We start from the raw sequence: 26,029 nt of genomic DNA on the forward strand, positions 1-26,029 counted from the left end.
TTTATTCATTTTTAAGTTTTTTCATGTTTTGTAGTGCATGTTGAATATCTTCCATCAGATCTTCCGGATGTTCTAGCCCAATACAAAAACGGACCAGAAAACCCTCTTTCAAATGTGAATGTTCAAGCACACGCATTTCTTTTAAGTTATATAGCATGACCAGACTGACAGGACCACCCCAGCTAAAGCCAAGCTTAAACAGTTTTAAGCTGTCACAGAAATTGCGAATATCTTGCAACTTGTAGTTATTGTCAAAAATCACGCTGACCAGTCCGGCACTGTGTCCTTGCTTGCAAATTTCTTTCCAGTATTCATGACCTGCGTTGTCAGTATCAGCCGGATGTAAGACCTGGACAAATTCTGGTTGCTGTTTGAGCCAGTGTAATAAGGTTAAGCAGCTTTGTGATTGATGTTCATATCGGAGTTGCATCGACGCCAGACTTCGTTGTACCTGAGCGACATCATCGCCTGATACAGAGATACCCTGAATGGCATGCGCACGGAACAATTTGTGATGCAGGTCTTTATCGCGGGTCACCACTGAACCCATCAGGATATCACCGCCACCACTTGGATATTTGGTCAGGGCATGCACAGTCATATCGACACTTATATGATCCTCACCAAAATCAAATGCATTAAAGGCAAGGCCTGCACCCCAGGTATTGTCCAGCGCAGTGAGGATGTTGTTCGCTTGGGCCTTCTTGACCAAGCGACTTAAATCGGGAAATTCTAAAGTCACGGAACCCGCCGCTTCAAGCCAAAGTAGTTTGGCTTTTTCCGAGGGCTGAAAAGTATCCGCATCTATCGCATTATAGACTTTGACTTGAATGCCATAGCGGGTTTCCAGGTTGCGTAGATGTTCCATGTTTGGACCATAGATATTATCCGCAACCCACACTTCATCGCCTTGGCTTAAAAAACAAGAATTCACGAGATTAATCGCGGATAAACCACTCGGTGCCAGCAAGCAATATTGACCGCCTTCGATCTGGGCAATGCTATCGCCTAAGGTAAATGTCGTCGGTGTACCATGCGTGCCATAGCTATAGTCATAGTCATCAGTCCAGTGGCGATTAAATAGGGCATCAGTATTGTTAAAGATGATGGTGGATGCACGAAACAGGGGAGGTTGAATACTGGAAATATATTGCGGGGCCTTTCGTGGTGCATGAATCAGCGCTGTTTGAGGATTTTTTTTCACGTGAATGCTCTTAAATGTAATCAAATATTGCTTTAGCTTAAGATAATCTCATTATTGCTGCCAGTTATGTTGTGAAATGTTGAAAAAATTGACATTGCTAAAAAGTTGGCTTCATTTTTGCTAAACCTAAAATCAGAGAGCTACAACAAAAGGTTTAGGCGCATGAAGTCGCAGTTAAAAGTACATTATTTTCAGCATATTGCTGGCGAGGGTTTTGGTAGTTGTATTGATTTTTTAAAGCAGCATCAGGCGCAAATTACTGCGACTGAATTCTTTGCTTTACCCGTCGATCGTCCACTGGATATTGAAGCTTTGCCATCAGTCGATGAAGTTGATTTGCTGATCATCATGGGAGGCACCATGAGTGTCAATGATGAAGCGAATTATCCATGGCTCAAGATCGAAAAACGCTGGTTACGCCGTTATCTTTCCCACGGAAAACCAACGATTGGCCTATGTTTGGGTGGGCAGTTGATCGCCAATGCCTTGGGGGCGGCCGTCAGCTGTAACCAGGAACAGGAGCTGGGCTGGACCACGGTTCGCAAAGTTGCACATGTACCCGAGGATTGTTTTGTTTTGCCTGAACAGTTTGAAATCATGCAGTGGCATAGTGAAACCTTTGAGCTGCCTAAGGGAGCGATTCATCTGGCAGAAAATGAAGCCTGTCGTAATCAGATGTATCAACTCGGCAAGAATGTCTTGGGTTTCCAGTTTCATCCGGAAATCACCCCGGAAACTTTAAAGCTGTTTTTGGAAAATGAAGAAGAAATTTCACAATTTTCTGGAAAATATGTACAGGACATTCAACAACTGAAAAGAACAACCAAAAATAATTTTATTCAAGGAAATCAAATACTAAACCAAGCTATTCAGTATGTTTTGGAAAAAACAGCCTAGTGGGTAAAAAATAAACAATTGATTTCCCGAATAAATTGAAATACAGCAAGAAAAACTCTAAAAGGGATTTGCTTATGCAATAAACAATGGCTATAATAAGCGACCCTTTGATAGGAAGGGGGTTAACTGCGAAGAAAGTAGTTAACTATCGTTACAGTCGTGGCATCGATCACGACCTTAGTGATATTTCACTGCTCTTGACACTTGCCTTAAAATAGTGGGGTGAGATGCGTCAAGAGTGATTCTTTATATATTTGGCTTGGAGTTAACTGGTATGTCTAACCAGAGAATTCGTATCCGTCTTAAGTCTTTTGATCACCGTCTTATTGATCAATCAGCTCAAGAAATCGTAGAAACAGCAAAACGTACTGGCGCACAAGTTTGTGGTCCAATTCCAATGCCTACACGCATTGAACGTTTTAACGTTTTAACATCACCACACGTTAACAAAGATGCGCGTGACCAATACGAGATCCGCACTTATAAACGTTTGATCGACATCGTTCAACCTACAGACAAAACTGTAGATGCATTGATGAAGTTAGATCTTGCAGCTGGTGTTGATGTTCAGATCGCATTGGGTTAAGGCTTTCGGGTTAATTAACGCTCTAAGTTAATTAGGCCGCTTTTTTAGAGGTTTATGCACATGGCTATTGGTTTAGTCGGTCGCAAGTGCGGTATGACACGTATCTTTACAGATGCTGGTGTTTCTGTGCCTGTTACAGTGATTGAGGTTGATCCTAACCGCATCACTCAAATCAAAACGCTTGAAACTGATGGTTATCAAGCGATTCAAATCACTACTGGTGAACGTCGCGAATCTCGCGTAACTAACGCTCAGAAAGGTCACTTTGCGAAAGCTGGTGTTGCTGCTGGTCGTCTGGTTCAAGAATTCCGCGTTTCAGAAGCTGAGCTTGAAGGTCGTGAAGTTGGCGCTACTATCGGTGTAGATCTGTTCACAGTTGGTCAAATTGTTGACGTAACTGGTCAGTCTAAAGGTAAAGGTTTCCAAGGTGGTGTTAAGCGTTGGAACTTCCGTACTCAAGACGCTACTCACGGTAACTCTGTTTCTCACCGTGTTCTAGGTTCTACAGGTCAAAACCAGACTCCTGGTCGCGTGTTCAAAGGCAAAAAAATGGCTGGCCATTTAGGTGCTGAACGCGTAACTGTACAGGGTCTTGAAATTGTATCTATCGACGCAGAACGTTCAGTTCTAGTAGTTAAAGGTGCGATTCCTGGCGCTACTGGTGGCGACGTAACTGTTCGTCCTACGATCAAGGCCTGAGGGGAAATAACGTGAATTTAAATACTGTTTCCGGCTCTGCTGTTGAATTATCAGAAGTTGCGTTCGGTCGTGAATTTAATGAAGCTCTTGTACACCAAGTTGTTACAGCTTACTTAGCTGGTGGTCGTCAAGGTTCTAAAGCTCAGAAATCACGCGCAGACGTTTCTGGCGGTGGTAAAAAACCATTCCGTCAAAAAGGTACTGGCCGCGCTCGTGCTGGTTCTATTCGTAGCCCAATCTGGGTTGGCGGTGGTAAAACTTTTGCTGCTCGTCCACAAGACTGGTCTCAAAAAGTAAACCGTAAAATGTACCGCGGTGCTATGCAATGCATCCTGGCTGAACTTGTTCGTCAAGATCGCTTAGTTCTAGTTGAAGAGTTTGCTGTTGCAGCTCCAAAAACTAAAGAATTGCTTGCAAAACTTAACGACTTGAATGCTACTCGTGCATTGATCGTTACTGATGCTGTTGATGAGAACTTGTATCTAGCTGCTCGTAACCTTCCACACGTTGATGTGGTTGATGCGACTGCAATCGATCCTGTTAGCTTGATCGCGTTCGATAAAGTTGTTATGTCTGTAGCTGCTGCTAAGAAAATTGAGGTAGAACTCGGATGAACAACGAACGTTTATATCAAGTCCTGCAAGGACCTGTTTTCTCAGAAAAAGCACAAGTTTTAGGTGAAACTGCTGGTGTTCAAGTATTCAAAGTTGCACTTGATGCAAACAAACTTGAAATCAAAAAAGCAGTTGAACAATTGTTTGGTGTAGAAGTTGTTAAAGTTAACACTACGATCACTAAAGGTAAAACTAAACGCTTTGGTAAAACATTAGGACGTCGTTCTGATGTTAAAAAAGCATACGTCACCCTGAAAGCTGGCCAAGATGTTGAAATGGCTGACTTGGGCGATGCCGCTGAAAGCGCAGCGGAATAAGGACGAAAACTATGCCTATTCAAAAATGTAAGCCAACGTCTCCAGGACGTCGCTTTGTAGAGAAAGTGGTTCATGATCACCTTCACAAAGGCGCGCCTTATGCTCCACTAGTTGAAGCTAAAAAACGTACTGGCGGCCGTAATAACAACGGTCACATTACGACTCGTCACGTTGGTGGCGGTCACAAACAACACTACCGTTTAATCGACTTCAAACGTAACAAAGACGGCATCCCAGCTGTAGTTGAACGTATTGAATACGATCCAAACCGTACTGCGCACATTGCGTTGTTGAAGTATGCTGACGGTGAACGTCGCTACATCATCGCGCCTAAAGGTTTACGCGCTGGTGATTCAGTTCAATCTGGTAACGATGCTCCAATCCGTCCAGGTAACTGCTTGCCACTTCGCAACATGCCTATCGGTTCTACTCTTCACAACATCGAACTTAAAATCGGTAAAGGCGCGCAGTTAGCTCGTTCAGCTGGTACTTCTGTTCAGTTGTTGGGTCGTGACGGTTCTTACGCTATCGTTCGTCTTCGTTCAGGCGAGATGCGTAAAATTCATGTTGAATGCCGCGCTGTGTTAGGTGAAGTATCTAACTCAGAAAGCAACCTTCGCTCACTAGGTAAAGCTGGTGCATCACGCTGGCGTGGTGTTCGTCCTACCGTTCGTGGTATGGCGATGAACCCAGTTGATCACCCACACGGTGGTGGTGAAGGGCGTAACAAAGGTATTCAACCTGTAAGCCCATGGGGTCAAAAAGCTAAAGGGTACAAAACACGTACCAACAAGCGTACGACTAAGATGATTATTCGCGACCGTCGCGTTAAGTAACAAGTAAAGGAATCTGACAATGCCTCGTTCTCTGAAAAAAGGCCCATTCGTCGATGCGCACTTGTTCGCTAAGGTTGAAGCGGCTATCGCGGCTAATAACCGTAAGCCGATCAAAACTTGGTCGCGTCGTTCGATGATCCTCCCGGATTTTGTTGGTTTAACAATTTCTGTACACAATGGCCGTAACCATGTTCCAGTGATCATCTCTGAACATATGGTTGGACACAAGCTTGGTGAATTTGCACCGACTCGTACCTACCGTGGTCACGGTGTTGACAAGAAATCTAAACGTTAATAGGTGCTATGATGGAAGTAACTGCTAAATTACGCGGTGCCGCTATCTCGGCACAAAAAGCTCGTTTGGTTGCAGATCTTATCCGCGGCAAATCTGTTGCGCACGCTCTTAACATCTTAAACTTCAGCAACAAAAAAGCTGCAGTATTGGTTAAGAAAGCGTTGGAATCTGCAATTGCAAACGCTGAACATAATAACAGTTTAGATGTAGACGACCTTAAAGTTTCTACGATCTACGTTGATGAAGGCATGAGCCTGAAACGTATTATGCCACGTGCTAAAGGCCGTGCAGATCGTATTACTAAGCGTACTTGTCACATCACCGTTAAGGTAGGGGTTTGATATGGGTCAGAAGGTTCATCCAATCGGTATCCGCCTAGGTGTTGTGAAACGTCATAACGCTAACTGGTATGCGAGTCCGAAACAATACGCTGAATACTTGCTTAAAGATTTGCAAGTTCGTGAGTTTTTAACTAAAAAACTTAAGAATGCAATGATCAGCAATATTCTTATCGAACGTCCAACAGGCGCTGCTAAAGTAACTATTAGCACTGCTCGTCCTGGTATCGTAATCGGTAAAAAAGGCGAAGACATTGAGAAATTACAACGCGAATTAACATCTATTATGGGTGTTCCTGCGCAAGTAAGTATCAACGAAATTGATCGTCCAGACTTAGACGCGCGTCTAGTTGCTGAAGCGATTGCTTCTCAATTGGAAAAACGTGTAATGTTCCGTCGTGCTATGAAGCGTGCGGTTCAAAACACTATGCGTGCTGGTGCGAAAGGTATCAAAGTAGAAGTTTCAGGCCGTTTAGGTGGTGCTGAGATTGCTCGTACTGAATGGTATCGTGAAGGTCGTGTACCTCTACATACTCTTCGTGCAGATATCGACTACGCGACTATGCGTGCTGAGACTACTTACGGTACGATTGGTGTTAAAGTTTGGATCTTCCGTGGCGAGATCTTGGGTGGCATGAAACAAGTCATGAACCCAGCTCCAGCTGAAGAACGTCCAGCTAAACGCGGTCGCGGTCGTGGTGAAGGTCAAGAGCGTCGTGGTCGTCGCAATGATCGTTCTGCTGAAAAAGGAGAATAATCCATGTTGCAACCTAAACGTACTAAATTCCGTAAGGTGCAAAAAGGCCGTAACACTGGTCTAGCTCACCGCGGTAGCTCAGTATCTTTTGGTACTATCGCACTTAAATCAATTGAACGTGGTCAAATGACTGCACGTCAAATTGAAGCAGCGCGTCGTACAATTAGCCGTCGTATTAAACGTGGTGGTAAAATCTTTATCCGTGTATTCCCGGACAAGCCAATTACTTCTAAACCACTTGAAGTGCGTATGGGTAAAGGTAAAGGTTCTGTGGAATACTGGGTTTGCCAAATCAAACCAGGTAAAGTCTTGTACGAAATTGATGGTGTTAACGAAGACCTAGCTCGCGAAGCGTTCACGCTTGCTGCTGCTAAACTTCCGTTTAAAACCACTATCGTGACTCGGACGGTAATGTAATGAAAACTAAAGATCTACGTGAAAAGTCGGTAGAAGAGTTGACAGCTTTGCTTGATGAGCAACAGCTAAACCAATTCCGTCTTCGTATGGCGAAAGCAACTGGTCAATTGGGTAAATCGCACGAAGTGCAATTGACTCGCAAGACTATTGCTCGTATCAAGACCCTCCTTACCGAAAAACAGGGGAACGGACAATGAGTGAAAATACAGTCCGCACGTTAACAGGCAAAGTAGTAAGCGACAAGATGGAAAAATCTATCGTTGTTCTTATCGAACGCCGTGTTCAACACCCGTTGTATGGCAAATCAATCCGCCGTTCAACAAAATTACATGCTCATGATGAGAACAACACAGCTAAAGTTGGCGACGTTGTAACCATTAAAGAAAGCCGCCCAATGTCTAAAACTAAGTCATGGACTTTAGTTGAAGTTGTTGAAGCAGCTGCTGAGTAATTAACGTTCTTGTTGCATCATCGGTCAATTTCGAGTACTCTTTGAGCCTTTCGAAATTGTGACCGGTGATGCTCGGTTTTGGAGTAGGGCAATGATTCAGACCGAAACTATGCTCGACGTAGCAGACAACAGTGGTGCTCGCCGCGTACAATGTATTAAAGTACTTGGTGGTTCACATCGTCGTTATGCTTCTGTTGGCGACATTATTAAAGTTACTGTAAAAGAAGCAATTCCACGCGCACGTGTTAAAAAAGGTGACGTGATGAATGCAGTAGTTGTACGTACAAAATTCGGTATCCGTCGTCCAGACGGTTCAGTGATTCGTTTCGACGATAACGCTGCTGTTATTTTGAACAACAACAAAGCGCCGATTGCAACTCGTATTTTCGGACCAGTGACTCGTGAACTTCGTACTGAACAGTTCATGAAAATTATTTCATTGGCTCCTGAAGTTCTATAAGAGGCGATCATGGCTAAGATTAAAAAAGGCGATCAAGTAATTGTGATCGCAGGTAAAGAAAAAGGCAAACAGGGTACTGTTCTGTCTGTTTCTAATGACCGCGTTAAGGTTGAAGGCCTTAACTTGGTGAAGAAGCATCAAAAGCCGAACCGTGTTACTGGCGCTGAAGGCGGCATCGTAACTCAAGAAGCTTCGCTTCACATTTCAAACGTGGCAATTTTTAATGCTACAACCCAAAAGGCTGACCGTGTTGGTTACCAAACGATTGATGGCGTGAAAACTCGCGTATTCAAATCTAATGGTGAATCAGTGGCGGTAGCGAAGTAATAGGTTGAAAAAGGCAATGGCCAGACTTAAAGCACGTTACAACGACGAACTTAAAGCTCAATTAAAAGAACAATTGGGAATTAAGAATGTGATGGAGATCCCTCGCATCACTAAAATCACTATCAACATGGGTGTTGGTGCAGCTTCTGCTGACAAGAAACTCCTTGATGGTGCTCTTTCTGATATGCAAGCTATCGCTGGTCAAAAACCAGTTCTTACGTTAGCTCGTAAATCTATCGCTGGTTTCAAAATCCGTGATGGTTGGCCGATTGGTTGTAAAGTTACTTTACGCGGCGAACGTATGTACGAATTCTTAGACCGTCTGATCTCGATTGCGATTCCTCGTATCCGTGACTTCCGTGGTTTCTCTGCGAAATCATTTGATGGTCGTGGTAACTACTCAATGGGTCTTAAAGAACAGATCATGTTCCCTGAGATCGATTTTGACAAGATTGACCGTATTCGTGGTATGGACATTACCATCACTACGACTGCTCGCACCGATGACGAAGGCCGTGCGCTAATGCGTGCATTCGGCTTCCCGTTCAAATAAGAGGTCGAAATGGCTAAGAAAAGTATGATTAATCGCGAATTGAAACGCGAAGCTACTGTTGCTAAATACGCTGCAAAACGTGCTGAATTAAAAGCAATCATTGCAAACGTAAATGCTTCAGATGAAGAACGTTTCGATGCGATGATGAAATTACAAGCATTACCACGTAATGCATCTCCAGTACGTCTACGTAACCGTTGTGGTTTAACTGGTCGTCCTCATGGTTACTTTCGTAAGTTCGGCTTAAGCCGTAACATGGTACGCGATAAAGTAATGCAAGGTGATGTACCTGGCGTTGTTAAGGCAAGCTGGTAAGGAGCACTATAAATGAGTATGCAAGATACCGTTGCCGACATGCTAACACGTGTTCGTAACGCACAAATGGCAAAGAAACAAACTGTTTCTATGCCTAATTCTAAGTTGAAAGTTGCGATTGCTAACGTACTTCAACAAGAAGGTTATATTTCAAACGTAGAAGTTGCTGAAGTTGAAGGCAAAGCAACTCTTACTTTGACTTTAAAATATTTTGAAGGCAAGCCAGTTATCGAAACTGTGAAACGCGTAAGCCGTCCAGGTCTACGTCAGTATCGCGGTAAAGATGCACTTCCAAGCGTTAAGCAAGGTTTAGGTATTGCAATTGTTTCTACAAGCAAAGGCATCATGACTGATCGCGCTGCACGTGCTGCAGGCGTTGGTGGTGAAGTTATTGCTTTTGTTTCTTAATAGGTGATTCCTCATGTCTCGTGTGGCTAAAGCCCCAGTAACTGTACCTAACGGTGTAACAGTTACTCAGAACGGCCGGCAGGTCGAAGTGAAAGGCAGCAAAGGTACATTGTCTTTCAACCTGCATGCGCTGGTCGAGCTAAAACAGGAAGACGGTACTCTAGTTATTGCTCCTAAAGCTGAATCTAAAGACGCTTGGATGCAAGCTGGTACTGCTCGCGCTGTGCTTAACAACCTTGTAAAAGGTGTAAGCGAAGGTTTCGAACGTAAGTTACAACTTATCGGTGTTGGTTATAAAGCTGCGGTTAAAGGTAACGTTGTTAACCTTAACCTTGGTTTCTCTCACCCGATCGACTATACGCTTCCTGAAGGTGTAACTGCTGAAACTCCAACTGCAACTGAAATCGTACTTAAATCTGCTGATAAAGCAGTTCTAGGTCAAGTCGCTGCAGATATCCGTGGTTACCGTCCACCAGAGCCTTATAAAGGTAAAGGTGTTCGTTATTCTGACGAAGTTGTACTTCGTAAAGAAGCTAAGAAGAAATAAGGCGCGAGGTTCTTATGAACGAAAAGAAACAATCCCGTTTGCGTCGTGCGAAAAGCACACGCTTGCACATCCGTGCATTGGGTGCGACTCGTTTGTGTGTAAACCGCACTCCGCGTCACATCTATGCTCAAGTTATCTCAGCAGATGGTGGCAAAGTATTAGCGCAAGCTTCTACTCTAGACGCTACTCTACGTGCGGGTACTACTGGTAACGTTGAAGCAGCTCAAAAAGTAGGTGCTTTAATCGCAGAACGCGCTAAAGCAGCTGGTGTTACTAAAGTTGCATTTGACCGTTCTGGTTTCAAATATCATGGTCGTATCAAAGCCTTGGCTGATGCTGCCCGTGAAAACGGCTTGGAGTTCTAATCATGGCTAAAGTTGAACAAAACGAAGGTCTTGTTGAAAAGCTGGTTGCCGTTGATCGTGTAGCCAAAGTTGTTAAGGGTGGTCGTATCTTCTCTTTCACAGCATTAACTGTTGTGGGTGATGGTAATGGTCGCGTAGGTTTTGGTCGTGGTAAAGCGCGTGAAGTTCCAGCTGCTATTTCTAAAGCACTTGAAGCTGCTCGTCGTAACATGATTACTGTTGACCTTGTTGATGGTACTGTTCAGCACCCTATCAATGCTCGTCACGGTGCAAGCCGCGTTTACATGCAACCTGCTTCTGAAGGTACTGGTGTAATTGCTGGTGGCGCGATGCGTGCAGTTTTAGAAGCTGTTGGCGTACGTAACGTATTAACTAAATGTTATGGCTCTACAAACGCTGCTAACGTAGTAAACGCGACTTTTAACGGTTTGCGTGATATGACTTCTCCTGAGAAAGTTGCTGCGAAACGTGGTTTAACAGTAGAACAAATTCAAGGGTAATCAATCATGAAAACGATTAAAGTTACCCAGACTAAATCTGCATCGCACCGCTTGAAAAATCACAAGCTGAGCCTGAAAGGTTTAGGTCTGCGTCGTATTGGTCATACTGTAGAAGTGCAAGATACGCCTTCTAACCGTGGTATGATCAACCAAGTCTACTATATGGTTAGTGTAGAGGAATAAGCCATGACTCTGCGTTTAAATACAATTGCACCTGCAGAAGGTGCTAAGCGTGACAACCTTCGTCTAGGCCGTGGTATCGGTTCTGGCGTTGGTAAGACTGGTGGTCGTGGTATCAAAGGTCAAAACTCACGTAAGAGCGGTGGTACTCGTCCAGGTTTCGAAGGTGGTCAAACTGCACTTTATCGTCGTTTGCCTAAATTCGGTTTCACTAGCCAATTGGCTTTGAAAACTGCTGAAGTACGTTTATCTGAGCTTGCTAAAGTTGAAGGCGACATCGTGTCTCTTGAAACTTTAAAAGCTGCGAACGTTGTACGTAAAGACATGACTCGTGCTCGTATCGTACTTTCTGGTGAAATTACTCGTGCATTCACTGTACAAGGTGTTGCATTGACTAAAGGCGCTAAAGCTGCTGTTGAAGCTGCTGGCGGTAAAGTCGAGGAGTAATCCCCAGTGTCTATGACTCCTAGTTCTTCAGGTCATGTCAACATGATGAAAGGCCAACCATTTCATGTGAAATACCGTGAAATTATTCGTCGAATGATGTTTCTCATTGGTGCGTTGTTGGTGTTTCGACTAGGAGCGCATATTCCAGTACCAGGGATTAATAATGCCGCGCTAGAAAATCTGTTTAATGCAAACCAAGGTACAATCCTTGGTTTGTTTAACATGTTTTCGGGTGGTGCATTAGAGCGAATGTCGATTCTTGCTTTAGGGATCATGCCATACATTTCTGCATCGATTATCGTGCAGTTGATGTCTACGGTGGTTCCTCAGCTCGAAGCTTTGAAAAAAGAAGGCGAGCAGGGCAAACGTAAGATTAACCAATACACACGACAAGGCACGCTGTTCCTTGCACTTGTGCAAGCAATTGGTATGTGTGCTGGCCTGATCAGCCAGGGAATTACCCTGACCTCTGGTCTGGCTTTTTATGTTCCTGCAGTAACCTCTTTGGTTGCGGGGACCATGTTCTTGATGTGGCTGGGTGAACAGATTACCGAGCGTGGGGTGGGCAATGGTATTTCCATGATCATCTTCGCAGGTATCGTTGCAGGATTGCCGACTTTAGTTATGCAGTCTCTAACTTCAGTGGATAATGGCCAGTCTAGTCTAATTGGACTAGCAATTTTTGGTCTGTTATCGATTGCTGTACTTGCAGCGATTGTGTTTATCGAGAAGGCGCAACGTCGTATTCCGGTGAACTATGCTCAAAAGCAGCAGGGACGTCGTGTATTTACTGCACAGCAAACGCATCTGCCATTAAAAATTAATATGGCGGGTGTAATTCCGGCAATTTTTGCTAGCTCTTTACTTTTGTTCCCAGCGAGCTTAGGTCAATGGGTTGGTAGTTCGGATCCAAGTGCAGGAATTATCAAGCGTAGTCTACAAGACTTGGCATTGGTGTTATCGCCTGGTCAGCCGTTGTATTTGGTGCTCTTTGGTGCGTTAATTATCTTTTTCTGTTACTTCTATACAGCACTGGTATTTAGTCCTAAAGAAGTGTCAGAGAACTTGAAACGCAGCGGAGCTTACGTGCCTGGTATTCGTCCAGGTGAGCAAACTGCTCGTTACTTAGATCATATTCTCAATCGTTTGACCTTTATTGGCGCGATATACATCACTGTCATCTGTTTAATGCCGATGATTCTGCAAAGCTCTTTTGGTATTCCATTTAGCTTGGGTGGAACATCGTTGCTGATCGTGGTAGTGGTGGTGATGGACTTTATGGCTCAGCTTCAAGCACATCTCACCTCGCACCAGTATGACAATCAAACGTTAATGAGAAAAACGACTGCTCATCCTAAGGGATAAGCGCACTTAGAGGTTTCATCATGAAAGTACAAGCTTCTGTAAAGAAAATTTGTGGTAGCTGTAAAGTTATCCGTCGTAATGGGGTTATCCGCGTAATTTGTAGCGCAGAACCTCGTCATAAGCAGCGTCAAGGTTAATCTGATCAAGACCTGTTGATTTCAGTAGGCGAATTGGGTTATTATCCGCCCCTCAAGATTTTTGTGGGGCGGTTGATTATCTCTACTGCCTTTTTGGAGAAAATTGAATGGCTCGTATTGCCGGTGTAAACATTCCGGATAACAAGCATGCTGTTATCTCTCTAACGTACATCTTTGGTATTGGTCGCCACACTGCTAAGTCAATCTTAGCTGCTGCGGGTATCGCACCGACTACTAAGATCCGTGAATTAGATGACGCTCAGCTTGATGCGATTCGTGCAGAAATTGCCAAGGTTCCGACCGAAGGTGATTTACGTCGCGAAATTTCCATGAACATTAAACGTTTAATGGATTTAGGCTGCTACCGCGGTCTTCGTCATCGTCGCAGCTTGCCTGTCCGTGGTCAACGCACCAAAACTAACGCACGTACCCGTAAAGGTCCGCGCAAACCAATTAAGAAATAAGATTTCTGGAAGCTAAAAGATGGCTAAAGATACTCGCACACGCAAGAAGGTCACTCGTACCGTCTCTGAAGGTGTTGCACACATTCACGCTTCTTTTAATAACACCATTGTGACTATTACCGATCGTCAAGGTAATGCACTGGCTTGGGCCACTTCAGGTGGACAAGGCTTCCGTGGATCACGTAAATCAACTCCGTTTGCTGCTCAGGTAGCTGCTGAAGTTGCTGGTAAAGCTGCTTTAGATTACGGTTTGAAAAACTTGGACGTCCTTGTGAAAGGTCCTGGTCCAGGTCGTGAGTCTGCGGTTCGTGCATTAGGTGCAGTGGGTTATAAAATTAACAGCATTACCGATGTGACTCCAATCCCTCACAACGGTTGCCGTCCACCTAAAAAACGTCGCGTGTAAGGAGAAACATTCATGGCTCGTTATATTGGTCCAAAATGCAAACTCTCTCGCCGCGAAGGGACAGACCTGCAATTAAAATCTGGCGTTAAACCATTTGACGTCAAAACTAAAAAACACGCTAAAGCTCCTGGTCAACATGGTGGAGCTCGTGGCGGTAAACAATCTGAGTACTCACTACAATTACGTGAAAAACAAAAAGTACGTCGTATGTACGGTGTTTTAGAGCGTCAATTTAGTAACTACTACAAAGAAGCTGCTCGTGTTAAAGGCGCAACTGGTGAAAACCTGTTGAAATTGCTTGAAAGCCGTCTTGATAACGTTGTTTATCGCATGGGTTTTGGTTCTACACGTGCAGAAGCTCGTCAGTTAGTATCTCACCGTTCAATCACTTTAAATGGCCGTCGCGTTAACATCGCGTCTATCCAAGTTAAAGCGGGTGACGTGATTGCAGTTCACGAAGGCGCTAAACAACAATTACGTATCAAAAACGCAATTGAATTAGCTGCTCAACGTGGCATTCCTTCTTGGATGGAAGTAGATCATTCTAAACTAGAAGGTACGTTCAAAGCTGCACCGGATCGTTCTGATTTACCTGCTGAAATCAACGAAAGCTTGATTGTAGAATTGTATTCTAAATAATCCTTGAGGTAGCAATATGACGCGTACTGCAAATGAGTTTCTAACTCCGCAAGCGATCAAGGTCGAAGCGGCAAGCGGGACCTCGGCAAAAGTTATTCTAGAACCCTTAGAGCGTGGCTTTGGTCATACTCTGGGCAATGCTTTACGTCGCATCCTTCTTTCTTCTTTACCTGGCGCTGCTGTGGTAGAAGTTGAGATTGAAGGTGTTGAGCACGAGTACAGTACTTTGGAAGGCTTGCAGCAGGACATCGTCGAGCTCTTGCTGAACCTAAAAGGATTGTCTATTAAGCTGTTCGATCAAAATGAAGCTTATTTAACATTAGAGAAACAAGGTCCAGGCGACGTAACTGCGGCTGACCTTCGTTTACCTCATAATGTTGAAGTGGTTAACCCTGAACACTTGATCGGCACGTTAAGTGCCTCAGGCAATCTTAAGATGCGCCTGAAAGTGGCTCAAGGCCGTGGCTACGAGACTTCTGACTCACGTTTCCCAGAAGGCGAGACTCGCCCAGTGGGTCGTTTACAGTTAGATGCATCTTACAGCCCGATCAAACGTGTGTCTTACACAGTGGAAAACGCTCGTGTAGAACAACGTACTGACCTTGATAAACTGGTCATTGATCTTGAAACCAACGGTACAGTTGATCCTGAAGAAGCAATCCGCAAAGCGGCAACAATCTTGCAACAGCAAATTGCAATCTTTGTTGATCTTCAGAAAGATCAAGCTCCTGTGGCTCAAGAACCTCGTGAAGAAGTTGATCCAATTTTGCTTCGTCCAGTAGATGATCTAGAGCTAACTGTTCGTTCTGCTAACTGTTTGAAAGCAGAAAACATTTACTACATTGGTGATCTTGTACAGCGTACTGAGGTTGAGTTACTTAAAACTCCTAACCTTGGTAAAAAATCGCTTACTGAGATCAAAGATGTTCTGGCTTCCAAAGGCTTACAACTCGGCATGCGTTTAGAGAACTGGCCACCAGCTAGTCTCCGTATGGACGATCGTTTCGCCTATCGTAGCCGTTAATTAAGTAGGACTATCACCATGCGTCATCGTAATAGTGGTGTGAAATTAGGCCGTACAAGCAGTCATCGTAAAGCGATGTTCCAAAACATGGCTAACTCTTTGTTCGAGCACGAGTTGATCAAAACAACTGTGCCTAAAGCTAAAGAATTACGTCGTGTTGCTGAGCCTTTAATCACTTTAGCTAAAGTCGATACAGTAGCAAACCGTCGTTTGGCGTTTGCTCGTACTCGTTCAGCTGCAACTGTTGGTAAATTATTTACCGTTCTTGGCCCTCGTTACAAAGAGCGTAACGGCGGTTATCTACGTGTTCTTAAAGCGGGCTTCCGTGCAGGTGATGCTGCACCGATGGCTTACGTTGAGCTAGTAGATCGCGAAGTTAACTAATTTCGTGTAGAGCAGCAAACGTTGTTCGAAAAGGTCGGTTGAATAAACCGGCCTTTTTTATTGTCTTGTGTTTACCCATTATCAGGCTGTTTAGAAATTTGTCCTGAAAAGATAAAAAAATAATCACTTTTGTTTAAACTTGACATTGTGTATTGTCAATTTTGTGCTTTAATAAAAGTATATGACAATGCTCAGGAAAAAGAAGAATATGGAAAAGCAAGTTGATATTTTAATTGTAGGCGCGGGGATCTCTGGAATCGGTCTAGCAGCCCATCTTTCTAAACATAGTCCTCAACGCTCATTTGAAATTATTGAACGTCGCGAAAGCTTTGGCGGTACATGGGACTTGTTTAAATATCCTGGCATCCGTTCAGATTCGGATATGTCGACTTTTGGCTTCAACTTTAAGCCTTGGAAAAAAGAAAGTGTATTGGCTTCTGGCTCAGCAATTAAAAACTATCTTGCAGAAGTGGTTCAGGAATTTAACTTGAGCTCAAAAATTCATTTTCAACATCGCGTCGTTAGTGCCAATTATGATTCAGCGACACGTAAATGGTCAGTCGTAGTTGAAAACGCTCAGGGCAAAAAGCAGACCTGGATCGCTAACTTTGTTCTTGGCTGTACTGGTTACTACAATTATGATCAAGGCTTCCAGCCGCAATTCCCGAATCAGGAAGCATTCAAAGGTACATTCATTCACCCGCAGCATTGGCCTGAAAATCTGGACTATAGCGGAAAAAAAGTGGTGATTATTGGCAGTGGTGCGACAGCGATTACCCTAGTTCCTGCCATGGTCAAAGGCGGAGCAGGACATGTGACCATGTTGCAACGTTCACCGACTTATATCGCGTCAGTTCCTTCGATTGACATGATTTACTCAAAAATGCGTAAATTATTGCCTGAAGATGTGGCTTATAAGCTGACCCGTGCGCGTAATATTGGCATGCAGCGTGGTATCTATGCACTTGCACAAAAACAGCCAAAATTACTGAAAACACTACTATTAAAATCTGTACAGTTCCAGCTGAAAGGTAAAGTGGATATGAAACACTTTACCCCGAATTATGAGCCTTGGGATCAACGCCTATGTGTAGTGCCAGATGGTGACTTGTTCAAAATCCTGCGAGAAGGTCATGCATCTATAGAAACAGATCATATCGAGAAATTTACTGAAACCGGGATTCAGCTGAAATCAGGTAAACATCTAGATGCGGATATTATTGTGTCTGCTACCGGTTTAAATATTCAGATTCTGGGTGGTATTCAGGCCACGATGGACGGCAAGCCTTTGGATACGTCGAAGCATATGCTGTATCAAGGAGTCATGGTCAGTGATGTACCGAATATGGCGCTGATAATTGGCTATATCAACGCTTCCTGGACTTTGAAAGTGGATATTGCCGCAGAATATATCTGCCGTCTGCTTAATTATATGGATCAGCATGGTTATGATGAAGTGATTCCAGAAGGGAATGCTACTGAATTACTTGAAGATACGGTGATGGGAAGTTTAACTTCAGGCTATATTGCCCGTGCCGCAGATGTGATGCCGAAACAGGGTAAGCATGCGCCTTGGAAAGTATCCAATAATTATCTAGTGGACCGTAAAGAACTTAAAACTGCATCTTTTGAAGATGGAGTATTGAAATTCAAATCGAAATCTAATGCTGTACCAGTCAAGCCAAGATTGGTGTCTTAAGTATAGACATAGATAAAAGGAGTACCTGATGTACTCCTTTTTTATATTTCAAATTAGAGTGATCTGGAAATCAGTTCCTTCATGATTTCATTGGTTCCTGCATAAATACGGTTCGCACGATTATCCAGGTACGCTCGTGCAATCGGATATTCCAGCATATAGCCATAACCGCCATGCAGTTGCAGGCATTCATCTACCACTTTGCTATACAGTTCAGAAATTTTGTATTTCGCAGCTGCGGCAGCATCAACTCCCAATTCCTGATTAAGCTGTAGTTGCATACAACGGTCCAGATAAGCCCGGCAGATTTCAATTTCGGTGCGCAATTCTGCCAGTTTAAAACGGGTATTTTGAAAAGCGCTGATCGGTTTGCCAAAGGCTTGACGTTCTTTGGTGTATTTCACCGTATGTGCGAATGCTGCTTCTGCCCCTGCCTGACATATGATGGCCACAATTAACCGTTCCCAAGCTAGTTCTTTCATCAGCATCATAAAACCCATGCCTTCCTGACCTAGCAGGTTTTCTTTAGGCACACGGACATTGTCAAAGAATAGTTCACAGGTATCCTGACCTTTCATGCCGATTTTATTTAAGGGTTTACCTTTACTAAATCCTGCACGATCTGCTTCGACTATAAATAAAGACAGATTGGCAGAACCTTTCTCGCTATGACCCGTCTTACATACCACAATTGCCATATCACAAAGATAGCCATTGGTAATGAATATCTTGGAACCATTAATCACATACTCATTATCCTCTAATACCGCACTGGTGCGTACTGCCTGCAGGTCTGAGCCAGTTCCGGGCTCAGTCATCGCAATTGCCGTGACCACTTCACCTGTAGCCATTTTCGGGAGCCATTGCTGCTTTTGTGCTTCATTGCCAAAGTTCAGAATATAATTTGCCACGATATCGGAGTGTAGAGAAAATCCTGTCGCAGAGTCGCCTGCATAGGCCTGTTCCTCGATCAGGATCATGCTGTATAAACGATCTACCCCTGAACCGCCATAAGCTTCAGGCATCGTGGCACACAGCAAACCAAGTTCACCGGCTTTATTCCAGAGCACACGATCGACATGTTGTTGCTGTTCATATTTTTCTGTATGAGGAATCACTTCCTTTTCATAAAATTTTCGGACCGTCTCACGAAAGGCTTCATGTTCATCATTGAATAGTTGGCGTGGTAGCATGCTGGCCAATGGACGGATCACGCTCGAATGCATCTTATAATTTCCTTATTGTGATGTTTTATTTAACTTAAGATAGAGCAGACGAGGGAACAATGAGCTGAATGTTCAAATCTGGGGAATCTACTGATGCTTTTGGTCATTTGTATGAAATACCTCGAAATTCAGCAATGGCTTAAGGTAAACTACTCAGGTTTGTAACGAGTTGGGAAAATTCGATGACTGATGACATCACCTTAGAAGAGCGCAAAGTGATTTATCGCGCGCGTCGTGGCTTGAAAGAGATCGATGTATATTTTGATCCCTACGTGAAAAACTATTATCTCACTGCTGATCCCTTCGAAAAACAGATGTTTGCTGAGCTGGTTGCACAGGAAGATCCAGACCTGCTGGACTGGTTTATGGAAGTGTCTGAACCCCCACGCCCTGAATTAAAAGATTTTATCAAGAAGCTTAAATTTTACGTTCATGGATAATCGTTGTTTCAAGCTGAAACGCAGCAAGTGTGCGCTGGTGTTTCAGCTTTTTATTTTTGCTGTATTGATGTTCCTGCTGTATCAGTTATTGCCTATGGCGATTTGGCTGGTTTGTGGTGTCATCGGATTGGTCATCTACCAGTTGTTTTATCGTAAGACACCGCACATTGAGCAGTTTGAATATCTGGATGGACGTGAATGGTCGCTGACAGCAGCTGCGCAAGGCACACGGCGAGTGTTGATCAGTCACGTGATTGATCACCAAGCTTATATCGTGGTGTATTTCCAGCATGCAAAAGCACGTCCGTTGCTCATCTGGTGTGACCAGTTGCCTTTTAAACAATGGAAGTCTTTGAAAGTTTTGACAAAAATACTTTAATTGTCCGACAAATGATATTCCGAAATTTTAAATAAATTGATTAAAAATAAAGATTTATCCGCTAACCCCGCTAGAATTGTCAGACAAAAAATCACATTTCTCTGTAAAAACAATGAATTGTCTGACAATTTTTCAGCTGCTTTTTTTATAAGCAGGTACATTTAAGTCACCAACAGCGAACACAGGAGATCATGATGGAATTTCCAATGTGGATGTTTTTGATCGTTGCGATTGTGATGGCCCTGATCATAGGACGGCTGGGAACGGTGCTGAAGGACAAATTTTCACCTAAATAACAGATTCAAGCTCGAGAACTTATTTTCTTCTCGGCTTGCCAAGTTGATAAGTAGCATGTGCTGAACCGTCGCAATGCTACTTTTTTTTGCCCAAAATTTGGGATTTTATCTACTGCAGTCAATTGCAGCTGGGCAATTTAATGGCAAAGTGTCTGGTCTAAATTAGAGTAAATACTCTTTTATTCGTTATATGCTTCTGATATGTTTAGCAGAATAATGGACATAATCACAATTATAGAGGACAGGAAAATGTCGAGCGTCCGAAAAATATGCCAAGGTATGGCGACCATTGCAATAACAACAACAGTTCTAACAGGATGTTCTCAGGTCATTAAAACCGGTGCCAATGTGGCGCTGGGCTTCACTGAAAAGCATATTGTTCCACCAATCCTGGCCATGGATGATGCCGAGATGGTGTGTAATTCCGGGAATTCTTTAACACCAGCCATCATGTCGACTAAGGAAATGGGGGCTGATCCGACTCGTGTCGCGGTATTGATGTATTCTGCAGCGGGGATTTGTGCCGAGCAGAAAGCGCTGGATGCAGAGCTACGTTATCTGCGTGCTTCTAAAGTCAATCAGGTAACAGAGGCTCAGGATGCACGGATTGAGCAGAAACGCTGGGCTGCACTGGCCGCACAACGCCAGTATACGGGTTATCAGTTATTCCAGACCCGTTATGAGAAAAAATATAAAAAAGCGCTGGGTGAAGGCTGTCCACGCATGAACAGTGATATTGAACAGACAGTTTATCTGCTGGGCATGCTGAGTGGCTTACAAGCCATGACCAATGACATTAACTCGGGTGGGGCCGTACAAGTACCTAAAGATATTGCGGCTGTGGTCGAGCGTGGCATGACCTGTCTGGATAATACCAAATTCTGGGGCGCACCAATGGCAACTCGTGCTGTGATCTGGACTTTATTGCCAGGGGCAGGTGATGGGAAACCTGATCCTTACCAAACTCTGAAACAGTCAGTACAAATTGGTGAGCAAAAAGGTGTACGTTTATCACATGCCTTATATGCTGTAGCGGCACAGGCCAGTGGGGATGATGCCAAAATCCGTGATGCGTTAAGAACCTTTGATCAGGCACGTAGTGATGAGAAGCCGGTCAATCCTCAGTTTAAGCTGATCGACAGTATGGCTGCCATTATGGTGAATGGTATTTCTGACCGTTACTGGACTGAAAATACCGGTATTCGTAGTGCAGATGATGGCATGCAGACCTTCTGGGATGAAACTGATAATTCCTCAGAACTGGATGATCTGTTTAGCGCTGACCTATAATTTAATGAAAAATTAAGTGAATGATGCTCATAGAGGTCATTTTCAATATGCTGAAAGGAGTTCAAGGAGCCGATGCAAGATCAACATCTTCGACGAAAAATTATTTTTCTGGCGGCTTTTGTCTCTCTTTCAGCGAGTTTGCAAATCTTTAACGATGCTTTCATCTACTGGCAGGAAAGCCTGCTCGGGGAATTCTGGCGGCTCTGGACTGCGCACTGGGTGCATGTCGGCTGGGCCCATTATTTTCTGAATATTCTTGCCTTTATCTGTTTACCTTTCATTTTTCCCCGTGCATCTGTGTGGCATTTCGTCTCAATTCTTTTGATTCTGCCACCGTTGATCAGCCTGAGTTTTTATTTTTTCCTGCCAAATATTGAAGCATATGCAGGACTATCCGGGGTATTACATGGGGCCTATGTCGCAGTCGCCTGTGTGCATCTGCTTTATCAACGTGAACGTGGATTTGCCGTACTGGTATTATTTTTAATCTTTGCCAAACTAATTTGGGAAAATACCATTGGAAATCAGGAAACTGCACAACTTATTGGCAGTCCGGTACTGGTCGAAGCGCATTTATTAGGGGTGATCTGGGGAGTGGTAGTCGCATTGCTCTATATCTTGGGTAACTATGTTGGGGATAGCTGAAACTGTTGGCAGAAAAGACAAAAAGAAAAGATAAATTGTCATTTTTATTCTGCTGATTTTCATGCAGAGTCAAAATAGAAAATAATGATACTGACCCTTGTAAAGGAATTTTCGGGGCAGACAGGAAGACCAGCGCTTAAAAGAATGTAAGGCGCGAAAACAAGAATAGGAAAATACATGCACAACGATAATCAAAACAGATCGGGATTAGGTCTGTTACGTTATATCTGGACAGAGTGGATCTCGACCTTTGTCGTGCTCATCTTGCTCTTACTGACCTTGGTGATTGGAACCGGGGAAATGATTCATGGTCAGTTGCTGCGTATGGGCGAGCGTCTGTATGGTGATCCGGCAACAGGCATGCAGTATTCGTTTTTGCGTGCTGAACCGAAAGCGCCTCAATGTGATCGTAATATTAATGTCGATCAAAAAGTTCAGGAGCAGATGAAAGCAGATGCCGCCGATGAATATGCCGATTTCTTCGGTGTACGTTCTGAAGCGGATGTGCGTGCTGCAGTTATGCAGGCACAACAGGTCTGTGAAGAGTCTTACCAGTTCTATGACAAGGCGATGACGCATATTGAGGCGCATCCAAGTATTCGTGCCTATCGCAGTTTTGAAACTTCATTCTTTGGCATTTTCAAGTTCGGGACTGAAAACCGTGCCTTGCTACTGATCATCATGGTGGTATTTGCTGCAATCAGTGCGACATTAAAAACCCATCATATCGGTCTACGTAGCCCGGCCACCCGTATCGATTTCAAAGTCTATTCTGTGGCGATGCTGATCGCGAACAGTTTCCTGGTTTATTCTTCCTATAGCCAATATATGTCGGTGCTGAATTCCGGGGTGCCGATGGGAGACATGAAGTATGTCTATTGGTTATGGATGATTCTCTTTGGGACATTGACCCTGATCAGTCTGTACCAAGTTATTAAGCCACCTCAGGCGACCCGAGAGGGAGGCAGTTTTGGACTGGCTTTCTTAAGCATCCCACTGTATGCCTATATGGCTATCAGTACGGGGTTTAACTTTGTCTTCTTGATGGATTACCCGATGGGTCAGGGTATCTATCTGGGGCAACTGGTTGAGTTTTCGAGTATCTTCCTGAATCTGGCCTTATTTATCTGGGCTGGTATGTTGCTGAAACAAACCCGTGTCGTAGACATGTTCCTGAATATCCTGCGTCCATGGAATCTGGCGCCAGAAACCTTGACCTGGTTAATCCTGCTGGCAGCTGCACTACCAACCGCTTATACCGGTGCATCCGGGATTTTCGTGATTGCTGCAGGTGCGATCATTTATAAGGAAGTGTGGAATGCCGGTGGTCGCCGTCAGTTTGCCTTGGCAGCAACTGCGATGTCCGGTTCACTCGGTGTGGTGCTTCGTCCATGTCTATTAATTGTTGTGGTGGCTTCACTGAACAAGGAAGTGACGACAGATATGCTGTATCACTACGGTGTCTATGTCTTCCTGCTCAGTTCAACATTGTTCCTGATCATTTCGCTATTCTTTGCTGAAAGCAAGTTCCGTATTGCTGCACCTGGTCTGGCGGCACCACAGTCTGCACGTGCCTTTGTAAATGTGATTCCTTATATCGTGATTTTCATCCTGATCTGGCTGTTCTACAAATATGCATTGTCTACAGATCTGAATGAATTTACTGCACCTGTCATGATGCCAGTGATTCTGTTGATGATCGTGCTATTTGATAAGTTACGTCATGAGCCTGCACCATTACCGCCAGTAGGGCATTGGGATGAAACCTTAACCACAACCTTAGGTTCAGGAAATACGCCTGCAATGGCGACCGCGGGTACAGCTATTAATGCTGAGTATCGTGAAGCAGACCATATTGAGCAGCAGGGCGGTGAGCTGGCTGTAAATCATGGTGTAAAACGTTCGACTGTTGGTGAAAGCCTGCGTCAAGTTGGCTTCTGGAAATCATTACACATTTCGACCAGTGAAACGGTTGGACACATTGGTGCGCTGGTGATTTTGATGGCACTATCTGTCAGTGTGGGCGGCCTGCTGGAACGTATGGAAATTATGGAAGCGTTTCCGACAGATATTAGCAGTACCATTCTGGTGATTTCCATGATTGTTGGCCTGATGGTGTTCGTTGGCATGATCATGGACCCGTTCGGTGCGGTGATCCTGATTTCAGCAACGGTTGCACCAGTCGCCTATCAGTATGGAATTCATCCGGTACATTTCTGGATGATTACCTTGATTGGTTTCGAACTAGGTTATGTAACACCACCTGTTGCCCTGAACCATCTGTTGGCAAGGCAATCCATTGGTGATGCTGAGGTGGCCGAGGCGGATGCAGAAGTTCGACATAAGTCCTTCTATTACCGTTATGAGCGCTGGATTTTACCAATGATCGTGTTGCTGCCAGCGATGCTGATCATTGCCTATGTGCCTTATGTATTTAAGCTCTTCGGCTGGTATCAGTAATTTAAACAAATAAAAAAAGTACCTTCGGGTGCTTTTTTTATTATGGTTTTAACGTAGCTTAAGCTTATTTTGTAAAACAGGACTGCAAAGTAAAATCCCACAAAATATCAGTCCTAGTCCGAGCAGGCTATAGAGATCCGGAACTTCCTGCCAGAATAAAAAGCCCCATAAGCCAGCAAAGAAAATCGCAATATAGTTCACTGGCCCAATCTGACCAGCAGGTGCCAGTTTATAAGCATTGGATAGAAATAACTGGCTGGTATTTGCTAATAAACCGGCTGCAATTAAATAACCGAGTTCAGTCAGAGTATAAGGACGCCAATGCCAGAACATTGGAACCATGGAAATCAGGGTGCCGATCAGACAGAAATAAAACACAATCCGTTCTGGTGGTTCGGTCTGAGTCAGTGCACGAACCGTGACAAAAGCCATAGCAGCCAGGAAGCTGGCACTCAAGCCAATCACAGACATCAGGTTAAATAAACCGGAATCAGGCTTAGCCACGCACAACACGCCAATAAAACCGATCGCAGCAGCCAGTAACATGCTTTGAGTAACTTTTTCTTTTAGAAACAGCCAGGCAATTAGTGGAATAAAAATCGGTGAGGAATAAGTGAAGACCATGGCATTAGAAAGCTTTAAATGTGCAATGGCATAGAAAAAGCCATACATCGCCGTCAAACCTGCGACAGAGCGCCAGGTGTGCATCCAGAGTTTTTCAGTTTTAAAAAAGCTAATGCCTTTATTGAAGATCAAAGGAAGAAAAATAAACAGGCCGACAAAATTCCGGAAAAATACCACAGTGGCATTGTCAACGGTGTGTGAGGCGAAGCGGATACAGACGCCCATGACTGAAAACAAAAAAGCGGAACAGGTCAGAAAGACAATTGCCTTAACCAGATGCGAGGGAGAGGCTACACTCATGAGGGAACTTAGCTAGAAAATCTGTGGATATTCTAGCTGAAAATCCCTAACTCATTCCGACTATTGTGCCAGTTGTGCTTCGAGTAACTTGATTTGTTCCTCTTTGAGTTTAATTAGTTCATCCGCATCACTATGCTGTTGTTTCAGGCTTTTTTCCTGCTCATTGAGCTGTTGCTGAATATCTTCCAGTTTGGCAATTTCTTCTTTCGCCAAAGTGGCATTTTCAGTGACTTCTTCTCTCATAATAGAGGCATCGACCAGAACATTTTCAGAAGTAGGCACAATTTCTTCTGGTTCAGGTTCTGCTTTAGGTGCGGCTTGTGTCACCGGTGCATGCATCAAGTCACCCTGATGTGCCGGTAATGTTTCATTTTGTGTGAGAAAAAACTGTGTAATTATTAAAACAGCAATAATCACAACAATTAATCCACTCACTATTCCCCATAAAAGTTTAGGATTTTGTCGATGATCTAGAGTCATTTAGGTTCCCGAAATTATTCTTTTGGCTGACGGGGTTTAAACTGAATCACACCAATTTCATCCGGAACGGCTGGTGACTCAGGTTCCTCGATATGGGTAGGACGGTTTTCTTCATACCCACATTCGATACATTCAATCCATTCAGCTTCACCAGAGGTCAGCATAACGATCCGATCCAACGCCTGACATTTAGGACATTTTGCGCCTGCAATGAAACGACGTTTGATAGCCATCATACTCACCCTGTGATTTACTTAA

The 26,029-nt window shown here is 44.0% G+C and carries 39 protein-coding genes and 1 pseudogene; 35 read left to right on the top strand and 5 right to left on the bottom strand.

Going from position 1 to position 26,029, the window contains the following annotated elements; translation table 11 throughout:
• Nucleotide 1 precedes the first annotated feature (1 nt).
• Nucleotides 2–1,204 carry a PLP-dependent transferase gene (locus AC4MCD_RS02015; RefSeq protein ID WP_491876514.1) on the bottom strand — a complete coding sequence of 401 codons (1,203 nt, stop codon included), beginning with the start codon at nt 1,202–1,204 and terminating at the stop codon, nt 2–4.
• Nucleotides 1,205–1,366: 162 nt separating this feature from the next.
• On the opposite strand from AC4MCD_RS02015, the gene AC4MCD_RS02020 reads away from it, so the two are divergent.
• The 30 genes and pseudogenes from AC4MCD_RS02020 to AC4MCD_RS02165 all read left to right on the top strand — a co-directional run bounded on the left by AC4MCD_RS02020 (nt 1,367) and on the right by AC4MCD_RS02165 (nt 17,631).
• Nucleotides 1,367–2,101, top strand: a complete 735-nt coding sequence (locus AC4MCD_RS02020) for a type 1 glutamine amidotransferase (protein ID WP_419364159.1) — start codon at nt 1,367–1,369, stop codon at nt 2,099–2,101.
• Nucleotides 2,102–2,375: 274 nt separating this feature from the next.
• Nucleotides 2,376–2,687 (top strand): 30S ribosomal protein S10, encoded by a 312-nt coding sequence (gene rpsJ / locus AC4MCD_RS02025; RefSeq protein WP_000070912.1) that lies wholly within the window; start codon nt 2,376–2,378, stop codon nt 2,685–2,687.
• 60 nt (nt 2,688–2,747) lie between these two features.
• On the top strand, nt 2,748–3,386 hold the full coding sequence (gene rplC, locus AC4MCD_RS02030; RefSeq protein WP_005233737.1) for a 50S ribosomal protein L3: 639 nt from the start codon (nt 2,748–2,750) through the stop codon (nt 3,384–3,386).
• Between the two features lie 11 nt (nt 3,387–3,397).
• On the top strand, nt 3,398–4,000 hold the full coding sequence (gene rplD, locus AC4MCD_RS02035; RefSeq protein WP_004786925.1) for a 50S ribosomal protein L4: 603 nt from the start codon (nt 3,398–3,400) through the stop codon (nt 3,998–4,000).
• A complete protein-coding gene (rplW, locus tag AC4MCD_RS02040; RefSeq protein ID WP_004786923.1) occupies nt 3,997–4,317 on the top strand; it encodes a 50S ribosomal protein L23 in 321 nt (106 codons plus the stop codon). The genes rplD and rplW overlap by 4 nt, the downstream gene beginning before the upstream one ends.
• A gap of 11 nt (nt 4,318–4,328) precedes the next feature.
• Nucleotides 4,329–5,153: a 50S ribosomal protein L2 gene (rplB, locus tag AC4MCD_RS02045; RefSeq protein WP_005233738.1), complete on the top strand. Its 825-nt coding sequence runs from the start codon at nt 4,329–4,331 to the stop codon at nt 5,151–5,153.
• Between the two features lie 19 nt (nt 5,154–5,172).
• Nucleotides 5,173–5,448 (top strand): 30S ribosomal protein S19, encoded by a 276-nt coding sequence (rpsS, locus tag AC4MCD_RS02050; protein ID WP_004673001.1) that lies wholly within the window; start codon nt 5,173–5,175, stop codon nt 5,446–5,448.
• An 11-nt stretch (nt 5,449–5,459) separates the two neighbouring features.
• On the top strand, nt 5,460–5,789 hold the full coding sequence (gene rplV / locus AC4MCD_RS02055; RefSeq protein WP_001982638.1) for a 50S ribosomal protein L22: 330 nt from the start codon (nt 5,460–5,462) through the stop codon (nt 5,787–5,789).
• A gap of 1 nt (nt 5,790) precedes the next feature.
• A pseudogene (gene rpsC / locus AC4MCD_RS02060) lies at nt 5,791–6,607 on the top strand (30S ribosomal protein S3).
• Nucleotides 6,547–6,960, top strand: a complete 414-nt coding sequence (gene rplP, locus AC4MCD_RS02065; protein ID WP_004786917.1) for a 50S ribosomal protein L16 — start codon at nt 6,547–6,549, stop codon at nt 6,958–6,960. Before rpsC ends, rplP begins: the two are co-directional and overlap by 61 nt.
• A complete protein-coding gene (gene rpmC / locus AC4MCD_RS02070; RefSeq protein WP_004786915.1) occupies nt 6,960–7,157 on the top strand; it encodes a 50S ribosomal protein L29 in 198 nt (65 codons plus the stop codon). Before rplP ends, rpmC begins: the two co-directional genes overlap by 1 nt.
• Nucleotides 7,154–7,411 (top strand): 30S ribosomal protein S17, encoded by a 258-nt coding sequence (gene rpsQ, locus AC4MCD_RS02075; protein ID WP_004786913.1) that lies wholly within the window; start codon nt 7,154–7,156, stop codon nt 7,409–7,411. The genes rpmC and rpsQ overlap by 4 nt, the downstream gene beginning before the upstream one ends.
• A 91-nt stretch (nt 7,412–7,502) precedes the next feature.
• Nucleotides 7,503–7,871 (top strand): 50S ribosomal protein L14, encoded by a 369-nt coding sequence (gene rplN, locus AC4MCD_RS02080; RefSeq protein WP_001982634.1) that lies wholly within the window; start codon nt 7,503–7,505, stop codon nt 7,869–7,871.
• A 9-nt stretch (nt 7,872–7,880) separates the two neighbouring features.
• Entirely contained in the window at nt 7,881–8,198 is a 318-nt protein-coding gene (gene rplX / locus AC4MCD_RS02085) for a 50S ribosomal protein L24 (protein ID WP_004786911.1), read from the top strand.
• Nucleotides 8,199–8,214: 16 nt separating this feature from the next.
• On the top strand, nt 8,215–8,751 hold the full coding sequence (gene rplE / locus AC4MCD_RS02090; RefSeq protein ID WP_004786908.1) for a 50S ribosomal protein L5: 537 nt from the start codon (nt 8,215–8,217) through the stop codon (nt 8,749–8,751).
• 9 nt (nt 8,752–8,760) lie between these two features.
• Entirely contained in the window at nt 8,761–9,066 is a 306-nt protein-coding gene (rpsN, locus tag AC4MCD_RS02095; protein ID WP_004786907.1) for a 30S ribosomal protein S14, read from the top strand.
• Between the two features lie 12 nt (nt 9,067–9,078).
• Nucleotides 9,079–9,474: a 30S ribosomal protein S8 gene (rpsH, locus tag AC4MCD_RS02100; protein WP_004786905.1), complete on the top strand. Its 396-nt coding sequence runs from the start codon at nt 9,079–9,081 to the stop codon at nt 9,472–9,474.
• Nucleotides 9,475–9,487: 13 nt separating this feature from the next.
• Complete coding sequence (rplF, locus tag AC4MCD_RS02105; protein ID WP_004786903.1) at nt 9,488–10,021, top strand: 50S ribosomal protein L6; 534 nt, start codon at nt 9,488–9,490, stop codon at nt 10,019–10,021.
• A 14-nt stretch (nt 10,022–10,035) separates the two neighbouring features.
• On the top strand, nt 10,036–10,386 hold the full coding sequence (rplR, locus tag AC4MCD_RS02110) for a 50S ribosomal protein L18 (protein ID WP_004281497.1): 351 nt from the start codon (nt 10,036–10,038) through the stop codon (nt 10,384–10,386).
• Nucleotides 10,387–10,388: 2 nt separating this feature from the next.
• Nucleotides 10,389–10,886, top strand: coding sequence for a 30S ribosomal protein S5 (gene rpsE, locus AC4MCD_RS02115; protein WP_004786901.1), 498 nt, complete (start codon nt 10,389–10,391; stop codon nt 10,884–10,886).
• A 6-nt stretch (nt 10,887–10,892) separates the two neighbouring features.
• Complete coding sequence (gene rpmD, locus AC4MCD_RS02120; protein ID WP_004786899.1) at nt 10,893–11,069, top strand: 50S ribosomal protein L30; 177 nt, start codon at nt 10,893–10,895, stop codon at nt 11,067–11,069.
• A gap of 3 nt (nt 11,070–11,072) precedes the next feature.
• Nucleotides 11,073–11,513, top strand: a complete 441-nt coding sequence (rplO, locus tag AC4MCD_RS02125) for a 50S ribosomal protein L15 (protein ID WP_004786897.1) — start codon at nt 11,073–11,075, stop codon at nt 11,511–11,513.
• 45 nt (nt 11,514–11,558) lie between these two features.
• Entirely contained in the window at nt 11,559–12,878 is a 1,320-nt protein-coding gene (secY, locus tag AC4MCD_RS02130) for a preprotein translocase subunit SecY (protein WP_171065444.1), read from the top strand.
• Nucleotides 12,879–12,898: 20 nt separating this feature from the next.
• Nucleotides 12,899–13,015, top strand: coding sequence for a 50S ribosomal protein L36 (rpmJ, locus tag AC4MCD_RS02135; protein WP_000867907.1), 117 nt, complete (start codon nt 12,899–12,901; stop codon nt 13,013–13,015).
• Nucleotides 13,016–13,122: 107 nt separating this feature from the next.
• The gene (gene rpsM / locus AC4MCD_RS02140) at nt 13,123–13,479 is read left to right on the top strand and encodes a 30S ribosomal protein S13 (RefSeq protein WP_180179429.1); all 357 of its coding nucleotides are present in this window, start codon (nt 13,123–13,125) and stop codon (nt 13,477–13,479) included.
• 19 nt (nt 13,480–13,498) lie between these two features.
• Entirely contained in the window at nt 13,499–13,885 is a 387-nt protein-coding gene (rpsK, locus tag AC4MCD_RS02145) for a 30S ribosomal protein S11 (protein WP_001040166.1), read from the top strand.
• A 12-nt stretch (nt 13,886–13,897) separates the two neighbouring features.
• Nucleotides 13,898–14,524: a 30S ribosomal protein S4 gene (gene rpsD / locus AC4MCD_RS02150; protein ID WP_004786890.1), complete on the top strand. Its 627-nt coding sequence runs from the start codon at nt 13,898–13,900 to the stop codon at nt 14,522–14,524.
• Between the two features lie 16 nt (nt 14,525–14,540).
• A complete protein-coding gene (locus tag AC4MCD_RS02155) occupies nt 14,541–15,548 on the top strand; it encodes a DNA-directed RNA polymerase subunit alpha (RefSeq protein WP_004786889.1) in 1,008 nt (335 codons plus the stop codon).
• Nucleotides 15,549–15,566: 18 nt separating this feature from the next.
• Nucleotides 15,567–15,932 carry a 50S ribosomal protein L17 gene (rplQ, locus tag AC4MCD_RS02160; protein ID WP_004786886.1) on the top strand — a complete coding sequence of 122 codons (366 nt, stop codon included), beginning with the start codon at nt 15,567–15,569 and terminating at the stop codon, nt 15,930–15,932.
• Nucleotides 15,933–16,140: 208 nt separating this feature from the next.
• Entirely contained in the window at nt 16,141–17,631 is a 1,491-nt protein-coding gene (locus AC4MCD_RS02165; RefSeq protein ID WP_491876515.1) for a flavin-containing monooxygenase, read from the top strand.
• 53 nt (nt 17,632–17,684) lie between these two features.
• Here AC4MCD_RS02165 and AC4MCD_RS02170 read toward each other — a convergent pair whose 3' ends face one another.
• A complete protein-coding gene (locus AC4MCD_RS02170) occupies nt 17,685–18,857 on the bottom strand; it encodes an acyl-CoA dehydrogenase family protein (protein ID WP_491876516.1) in 1,173 nt (390 codons plus the stop codon).
• Between the two features lie 182 nt (nt 18,858–19,039).
• On the opposite strand from AC4MCD_RS02170, the gene AC4MCD_RS02175 reads away from it, so the two are divergent.
• From AC4MCD_RS02175 to AC4MCD_RS02195, 5 genes are all read left to right on the top strand, one after another.
• A complete protein-coding gene (locus tag AC4MCD_RS02175; RefSeq protein ID WP_034590267.1) occupies nt 19,040–19,297 on the top strand; it encodes an FAD assembly factor SdhE in 258 nt (85 codons plus the stop codon).
• Nucleotides 19,290–19,676 (top strand): hypothetical protein, encoded by a 387-nt coding sequence (locus AC4MCD_RS02180; RefSeq protein ID WP_104425690.1) that lies wholly within the window; start codon nt 19,290–19,292, stop codon nt 19,674–19,676. Before AC4MCD_RS02175 ends, AC4MCD_RS02180 begins: the two co-directional genes overlap by 8 nt.
• Before the next feature lie 545 nt (nt 19,677–20,221).
• Nucleotides 20,222–21,262, top strand: coding sequence for a hypothetical protein (locus tag AC4MCD_RS02185; protein ID WP_419364172.1), 1,041 nt, complete (start codon nt 20,222–20,224; stop codon nt 21,260–21,262).
• A gap of 72 nt (nt 21,263–21,334) precedes the next feature.
• Nucleotides 21,335–21,907, top strand: a complete 573-nt coding sequence (rrtA, locus tag AC4MCD_RS02190; protein ID WP_005233757.1) for a rhombosortase — start codon at nt 21,335–21,337, stop codon at nt 21,905–21,907.
• A gap of 177 nt (nt 21,908–22,084) precedes the next feature.
• On the top strand, nt 22,085–24,367 hold the full coding sequence (locus AC4MCD_RS02195) for a TRAP transporter large permease subunit (protein ID WP_491876517.1): 2,283 nt from the start codon (nt 22,085–22,087) through the stop codon (nt 24,365–24,367).
• A gap of 48 nt (nt 24,368–24,415) precedes the next feature.
• On the opposite strand, the gene AC4MCD_RS02200 is transcribed toward AC4MCD_RS02195, so the two are convergent.
• From AC4MCD_RS02200 to AC4MCD_RS02210, 3 genes are read right to left on the bottom strand one after another with little or no spacing between them, the layout of a single operon-like run.
• Entirely contained in the window at nt 24,416–25,291 is an 876-nt protein-coding gene (locus tag AC4MCD_RS02200; RefSeq protein ID WP_341120256.1) for a DMT family transporter, read from the bottom strand.
• A 60-nt stretch (nt 25,292–25,351) separates the two neighbouring features.
• On the bottom strand, nt 25,352–25,771 hold the full coding sequence (locus tag AC4MCD_RS02205; RefSeq protein WP_419364177.1) for a hypothetical protein: 420 nt from the start codon (nt 25,769–25,771) through the stop codon (nt 25,352–25,354).
• A 14-nt stretch (nt 25,772–25,785) separates the two neighbouring features.
• Nucleotides 25,786–25,998 (bottom strand): YheV family putative zinc ribbon protein, encoded by a 213-nt coding sequence (locus AC4MCD_RS02210; protein ID WP_171064841.1) that lies wholly within the window; start codon nt 25,996–25,998, stop codon nt 25,786–25,788.
• Nucleotides 25,999–26,029 lie beyond the last annotated feature (31 nt).

Source organism: Acinetobacter sp. CAU_H_78 (genome assembly GCF_058599365.1).